The sequence below is a fragment of the Geomonas sp. genome, assembly GCF_035254065.1.
In the GTDB taxonomy this organism is placed as follows: domain Bacteria; phylum Desulfobacterota; class Desulfuromonadia; order Geobacterales; family Geobacteraceae; genus Geomonas.
Genome location: NZ_DATFBA010000070.1, coordinates 1 through 5,899, shown reverse-complemented (window position 1 = coordinate 5,899; position 5,899 = coordinate 1). Strand labels below are relative to the sequence as shown.

The window sequence follows — 5,899 nt, the reverse complement described above, 5'->3', positions numbered from 1 at the left end:
AGGTGGACGGGATGCTGGAAAGGTATCTACATCAGGGGCGCTTGGCCGGCTATTCGTCTCTGGAACAGGTGATAAACGCCAAGGATGTGCAGGTTGAGGTGCTGAAGGTGCTTCAGGAGAAGATGGGAGCCGAGCGCCCGGGTGACGAGTTGCGCCGGTCCCTGGAGAGAAACGGCTTCGCGGTTGAACCTTTCCAGCCGCTCATTTCCGGACTTGATGCCTTGCAGACGGCGACCCCGGTCCCCTCGCTGGATGCGGTGAGCCACCTTTCCGAATCTCCGCTGCGCGGCATCGTCGAGCGGCACCTGATGTCCGGTGGCGGGAGCTATCATCTGCTCTTTTACCTCTACTACCGGGGCCCCGAGTTCAGCCAGGGGGCCTTCCTGAACGATCTGAAACAGGTGGACCCTTCGGCGCGTGCGACCAGTCCCGACCTGGTCAGCCTCCAGTTGGAAGAGTCCGTCAGGAAAAGCTTCACGCTCGCCTTCGCGCTGGGCGGCGTGGTGGTTCTTTTCCTGCTGATTTCCCATTTCGAGACCATCCGTGGCCTTTTCTTCACGCTTTACCCGGTGGTCGGCGGGGGCATCGCCATGGTGGGTATGATGGTGCTAACCGGCATGCGCCTCAATTTCATGAACGCGATGGTCCTGGTGACCCTCCTGGGGATGGGAAGCGACTACGGAATCCACGTCATGAACAGGGTGATCTCACGCGATGAGGAGGAGATGACGGTTGAATTCGTGCAGGCCGGGCGTTCGGTGTTGCTCTCGGCCATGACCACCATCGCCGGTTTCGGATCGCTGGCCTTTTCCGACTACGGCGCCTTGGCCTCCATCGGATCCGCAACCAACTACGGGGTCGGCGCCACCGCGCTGCTCGCCCTGGTGTCGCTGCCGGCCTTCATGGCCGTTTGGAACAGTCGAAAATAGCCGTTCACCCCGGGCTTGTCGAAGCCTGTCCTGAGCTTGTCGAAGGAGGCGTTGAACACCTACGGCAGTGGAGCCTGGAGAAGTTGAAGCTTCCTTCGACAGGCTCAGCACGAACGGCTCAACGTTGTGACGTGTTTAATGGGAACGGACGAGCGTTGTAAGGTGGTTACCGGAAAAGCGATACTCCCAGCAGTACCTTTACCGAGTTGAGCGGCTCGTTGGGCTCGGCAGTGTTGGCGTTGGAGATGTGGTGGTAGCGGCTTTCGAAGGATAGGGCGAGGTCTTTGCGGTAGAGGTACTGGAGGCCGGCCCCGCCTCCGTAGGAGAAGTCCAGCTTGCTCCCCATGGTCGGCAGGTTCAGGTCCACGTACACAACCCCGCCGCCTCCGAATACGTACGGGATCAGCCGTTTCTCCTTCAAGCCGTTGAAGTTGTACTTTTGCAGGACGTTGCCGCCAGTCATGAATCCCAACTTAGGAGCGGTCGCCAGGTTGAGCGGGAGCTCGAAGTCCATCTCGAATTGGCCGCGGTACCAGCCGCTGCCCACTTCGTCGCTGATGAAATAGCCGAACCGGCCGGTGAAGTCGACGGTCTCCACCCTGGTCTTGGTCGTCCCGAATCCCGGGATGGAACTGCCGTATCCCAGCAGGAAGCTGTACTCTTTGGTCGCCGCCGGGAAGGGGGGAAATTCCTCCGCCGACGCCTCCGAGTAAAGGACTGGCACCAGCAAGGACACAAGCACGACTATGATCATCACCACCCGGATTTTCAACATATAAGGCCCCTTTATCCTTAGCCATCCGGCCTGGATCAAAGCACAGAAATGATAACAGATCAAGGGGGGAATCAAGCTAACCGTGCGGCTTCGACCGAAATGGACAGCAAAGATGCCAACATCTTGGTATGCTTATAGGGAAATGAATCTGTGTGCCTGACCCGGCACCTATGCCTTTTGCACATGAAGGAGTCCCGGCATGAGATTTCTCCCCTCGGCAACCATCCTGTTTGCTCTCCTCCCTCTCGGCGCTTGCTCGCTGCTGTATCACAAAGAGCCGGCTGCGACTACGGCAGTGCCCAAGGAACTTGCGGTGCCGGTCACCAAGAACTGGCAGGTCAAAGAGCAGCCACCGGTTCTCACCAACGAGCGCAATGAGCAGACCCTCCCCTTCCAGAAACCCCAGTCGGTGCAGCCTCCTGGCGCTGCGCCGGTTCTTCAGCCTGAAGAGCGCAAGATCGAGACGCCTCTTAAGTAAGCCTGGCAGTCGCAAGCGAGTTGCGGTTGAATGTGATCCTATGTCATGAGAGGTGGTAAGAATGCACCGAAAACTCTACCTGAGCATCCTTGCCGCCTTTGCCACAGTTGCGGCCATTGTTCTCTTCGCCATGCTGGCCGCCCCTGTCGCTAGCCCGTTCGCCTTAGCCCTTATCATCGGCATCTCGACCATGCCTCACTACAACCGCCTGTTGAGGCGGTTCCCCGGTCACCCCGCCCGCTGCGCAGGGATCATGGTCTTCGCCATCCTGGTCTGCATCATCTTGCCAACCGCGGCCTTGGTCGTTACTGCTACCATCAACGCCAGTGACTGGTACAACCAGATCGTGCAGCTCATCTCCACCCTTAGCAAAACCGGTGTCGATACCCTCCGCCATCTCCCCCTGGTCGACCGGGCGTCTGCCATTGCTCACCGTTTCGGGGTTGATTTTGCCGGGGTAGGGGGGAAGGTTGCGGCCTCGGCCTCCGAGTTCCTGGTCGGCGTGGCTGCCGCCGCCGCCAAGAACCTCCTTGACCTCCTCTTCACCCTGTTCGTGGCTCTCTTCATCCTCTTTTTCGTCTATCGCGACGGCGAACGGGTGGTCAATACCTGCATCGCCCGCCTGGCTCCCAACAAGAAGAAGGCCGCTCGCTACGTCGCCGAAATCCGCTCCATCACCACGGCGGTGACCGTCGGCACCCTCTTCACCTGCGCCGCCCAAGGGGTTACCGCCGGCATCGGCTACTATGTGGCCGGGCTTCCCGCTCCCATCTTCTGCGGTGCGCTGACCGCGATGGCGGCGCTGCTCCCGGTGGTGGGTACCGGTGTCATCTGGGTCCCCCTGACAGCGGTCCTCGCCCTGAACGGTTCCTACCTGCACGCGCTGCTGCTTGCCGCTTACTGCATGATCTTCGTGGGAATGGCGGACAACGCTATCCGGCCTCTGGCCATCGGGGCTGCCAGCGATATACCGGTACTGGCCATCGTGATCGGAGCGATCTGCGGCGTCGTCACCATGGGGCTGCTGGGCCTCATTCTCGGCCCGGTCATCTTCGCCATCCTGATGACCATCTGGGGACAGGTGATGACCGAGGACGATCAGGATGAGGATGTTTCCTTGCCGGCCGCCCCACCAAAATGACTTTGCTATTTCACCTCCGTTATTCCCTGTGACTTCCAGCACTCGCCTCGTCTGCTTCTCGTTGCATCTCAGCGCCATCTCTTGTCTCATCACCCCCGCTCGATACCATCAACTCGCTTGCATCTAACTTCATCTGAGTGCACCAAAAGGTATATACTGGGGCTTAGATGGTAGATGACCACCGCTTTTCCTGTTCGCCTGGATCTGCTCCTTCCCCGCTGCCTGATACAAAGAGGAGCAAAGACAATGAAAACCTTATCTGTCGCGATGGCCGCCATGTTTATCCTGATGGCTGCCACGCTTGGCGGCTGTGTCGTCGCTCCGCCCGAAGGTGGAGATTACGGAGGCCGCGAAGGATACTATGATCGGGAACATTACCGGGATGAAGAACACCGCCACCATTACGAGCACCACGACGAGGGACGCGGTGGAGAGCGTCACGATGAAAGAAGGTGGGAGGATGAAGAGCATCACTGATGGCGGCCGGGTTGCCAACTGGAAAAAGAGTGGGGTTTTGCAACGGCCGGTTGGAGGTGTATCGATGACCCTTCTAGCAACGCTGCTGCGGCGCTCGGTAGCCGTGTTGGTGACCGGGGCGGCAGTTTTGATTTTCGGCGGCAGCGCCCTCGCGGATCCAGGCGCCGCCGAACGGTTGGTTGCCAAGTACCCGGCCATGCGGGCGCAGCTCGAATCGAACCAGTTCGGCGCCCCCATTGTTCTGGATTCCACCGAGGGGGAAAACTCGGTGCAGGTTGACATGTACGGCGTGTTTCCCCACCCCTTTGCCGTCATCAAGGAGGCGTTGAACAGCCCACCGGACTGGTGCGACATCACCTCCGTGCACATCAACGTGAAGGCCTGCACCACGTCCAAGGTCGGTGACCAGTGGTACATAACCCTTTACAACGGTCGCAAATACTATCAGCCACCGGCCGACGCTTACCCGCTGAAGCTCAAATTCAACGTGCAGGCCGATACCGCGAATTACCTGGACGTCAGCATGTCCGCCGATACCGGGCCCTTCCATACCAAGGACCACCGCATCAAGTTGGAAGCGGCACCCCTGGGAGCTGACAAGACCTTTCTCCATTTCAGCTACACCTACGGGTATGGTGCGATGGCCCGCATGGCGATAAAGACCTATTTCGCAACCATAGGCCGTAACAAGGTGGGGTTTAGCGTGCTGCACGGCAAGGACGGAAAGCACTATTACGTCGAAGGGGTAAGAGGTTCGGTGGAACGTAACACCGTACGCTATTACCTTGCTCTGGAGACCTTCGTCGATACCCTCAACTACCCGGAAAGCCAGCGATTCGAGAAAAGGCTCAGCCGCTGGTATGACCTCACCTCAAAGTATCCGCGCCAGCTCAAGGAAATGGACAAACCGGAGTACATGGCGACCAAGAGGCGCGAACACGCCAACATGATTGGTCTACAGAAAGGAAATGTCAGTTTTGAGCAGGAGCCGGAACATGCAGCTATTGGGCGGAAGCGAGCTTATCTGCTTACCGCAGGAGGGATGTGACAGCAAGAAGCCGGTGAACTGCCGGCGAAAAAACTCGGGTGCGCTTGGCTGCATGCGGGTACTTGCCCGCCGTCACCCGGCAGTCAGACGCGGTAAGGAGACGTGGGAGGTAGACTATGGGAACTCGCATGTTACTGCCAGTGTTGATGGCCGCCTTGATAGGTAACGGCATGGCTTTGGCTCAGGACAGCTACAAGGAAGGGGGCCAGGAGATCAAGCAAGGTGTTAAAGATATCGGAAACGGTGGCGCCAAGGAGATCGGTGAAGGAACCAAGGAGGTCGGCAGAGCCACCGGTCACTCAATTAAGAAAGGTGCTACCGCCACCGGCCATGCAGTAAAAGAAGGGGCGGTAGCCACCGGCCATGCCGTGAAGAAAGGCGCGAAGACCACCGGACACGCGATGAAGAAAGCCGGTAAGAAAACCGGCCATGCCTTCGAGGAAGCCGGGCACAAAACCAAGGACGCGGTGAAAGGGGAGTAGAAGTCGACTCTGTTAGAAGTTGACTCCTTTCACCCTGAGCCTGTCGAAGGGTTGTGAAAGCTCAGGCTTTTACCCTTCGACATGCTCAGGGCGTGCTTCGACAGGCTCAGCACGAACGGCTCTAGGCGTTGCCTTCGACAAGCTGACGGCGTTCTTGCCCTTCGAAATGTTCAGGCCAGGGCAGGTGTGGTTTGACTGTTTTGGCCGAGCGGGCCCACCGTGAAGTAAAAGGTCGCGCCTTTCTTCGGCTCCCCCACGGCCCACAACTCGCCTTCGTGTCGGTCGACTATCCGCTTTACGATGGTGAGGCCCAGCCCCTTGCCGGAATACCCCTCCGCATCATGCAGACGTTGAAAGGGATGGAAGAGTCGGTCGGCATCACCCCTGTCGAAGCCGATGCCGTTATCCCGGACATAGAAAACCTGCCTGCCACCTATCCTGCACTCGCCAAAATCGATCCGCGCCACCTCCGGGCGAGGTGAAAATTTCCATGCATTCTCCATCAGCTTCTTTAGTGCGACCCGCAGCAGCGACGGATCGCCTTGCACGCTGACCTGCGGCATGATGGA

General features: G+C 58.8%; 8 protein-coding genes. 6 read left to right on the top strand and 2 right to left on the bottom strand.

Features of this window, described 5'->3' with window-relative positions; translation table 11 throughout:
- Positions 1–929: MMPL family transporter (locus VJ604_RS03740; RefSeq protein WP_324080038.1), on the top strand; the 929-nt coding region annotated here is incomplete at its 5' end.
- Between the two features lie 166 nt (positions 930–1,095).
- Here the strand turns inward: VJ604_RS03740 and VJ604_RS03735 are convergent.
- Positions 1,096–1,653: an acyloxyacyl hydrolase gene (locus VJ604_RS03735; RefSeq protein WP_324080037.1), complete on the bottom strand. Its 558-nt coding sequence runs from the start codon at positions 1,651–1,653 to the stop codon at positions 1,096–1,098.
- 250 nt (positions 1,654–1,903) lie between these two features.
- Here VJ604_RS03735 and VJ604_RS03730 point away from each other — a divergent pair, with 250 nt between their 5' ends.
- The 5 genes from VJ604_RS03730 to VJ604_RS03710 all read left to right on the top strand — a co-directional run bounded on the left by VJ604_RS03730 (position 1,904) and on the right by VJ604_RS03710 (position 5,330).
- Positions 1,904–2,182 carry a hypothetical protein gene (locus VJ604_RS03730; RefSeq protein WP_324080036.1) on the top strand — a complete coding sequence of 93 codons (279 nt, stop codon included), beginning with the start codon at positions 1,904–1,906 and terminating at the stop codon, positions 2,180–2,182.
- A gap of 61 nt (positions 2,183–2,243) precedes the next feature.
- Complete coding sequence (locus tag VJ604_RS03725; RefSeq protein WP_324080035.1) at positions 2,244–3,323, top strand: AI-2E family transporter; 1,080 nt, start codon at positions 2,244–2,246, stop codon at positions 3,321–3,323.
- Between the two features lie 246 nt (positions 3,324–3,569).
- Positions 3,570–3,800 carry a hypothetical protein gene (locus VJ604_RS03720; protein ID WP_324080034.1) on the top strand — a complete coding sequence of 77 codons (231 nt, stop codon included), beginning with the start codon at positions 3,570–3,572 and terminating at the stop codon, positions 3,798–3,800.
- 64 nt (positions 3,801–3,864) lie between these two features.
- On the top strand, positions 3,865–4,848 hold the full coding sequence (locus tag VJ604_RS03715) for a hypothetical protein (RefSeq protein WP_324080033.1): 984 nt from the start codon (positions 3,865–3,867) through the stop codon (positions 4,846–4,848).
- Between the two features lie 116 nt (positions 4,849–4,964).
- Complete coding sequence (locus tag VJ604_RS03710) at positions 4,965–5,330, top strand: hypothetical protein (protein ID WP_324080032.1); 366 nt, start codon at positions 4,965–4,967, stop codon at positions 5,328–5,330.
- Between the two features lie 170 nt (positions 5,331–5,500).
- Here the strand turns inward: VJ604_RS03710 and VJ604_RS03705 are convergent.
- The coding region (locus VJ604_RS03705) for a sensor histidine kinase (RefSeq protein WP_324080031.1) at positions 5,501–5,899 on the bottom strand (399 nt) is incomplete at its 5' end.

What these genes read in the sequence shown, in the direction of transcription:
- VJ604_RS03730 (WP_324080036.1), top strand. Translation starts at nt 1,904, where the DNA reads ATGAGATTTCTCCCCTCGGCAACCATCCTGTTTGCTCTCCTCCCTCTC.
- VJ604_RS03715 (WP_324080033.1), top strand. Translation starts at nt 3,865, where the DNA reads ATGACCCTTCTAGCAACGCTGCTGCGGCGCTCGGTAGCCGTGTTGGTG.
- VJ604_RS03720 (WP_324080034.1), top strand. Translation starts at nt 3,570, where the DNA reads ATGAAAACCTTATCTGTCGCGATGGCCGCCATGTTTATCCTGATGGCT.
- VJ604_RS03725 (WP_324080035.1), top strand. Translation starts at nt 2,244, where the DNA reads ATGCACCGAAAACTCTACCTGAGCATCCTTGCCGCCTTTGCCACAGTT.
- VJ604_RS03710 (WP_324080032.1), top strand. Translation starts at nt 4,965, where the DNA reads ATGGGAACTCGCATGTTACTGCCAGTGTTGATGGCCGCCTTGATAGGT.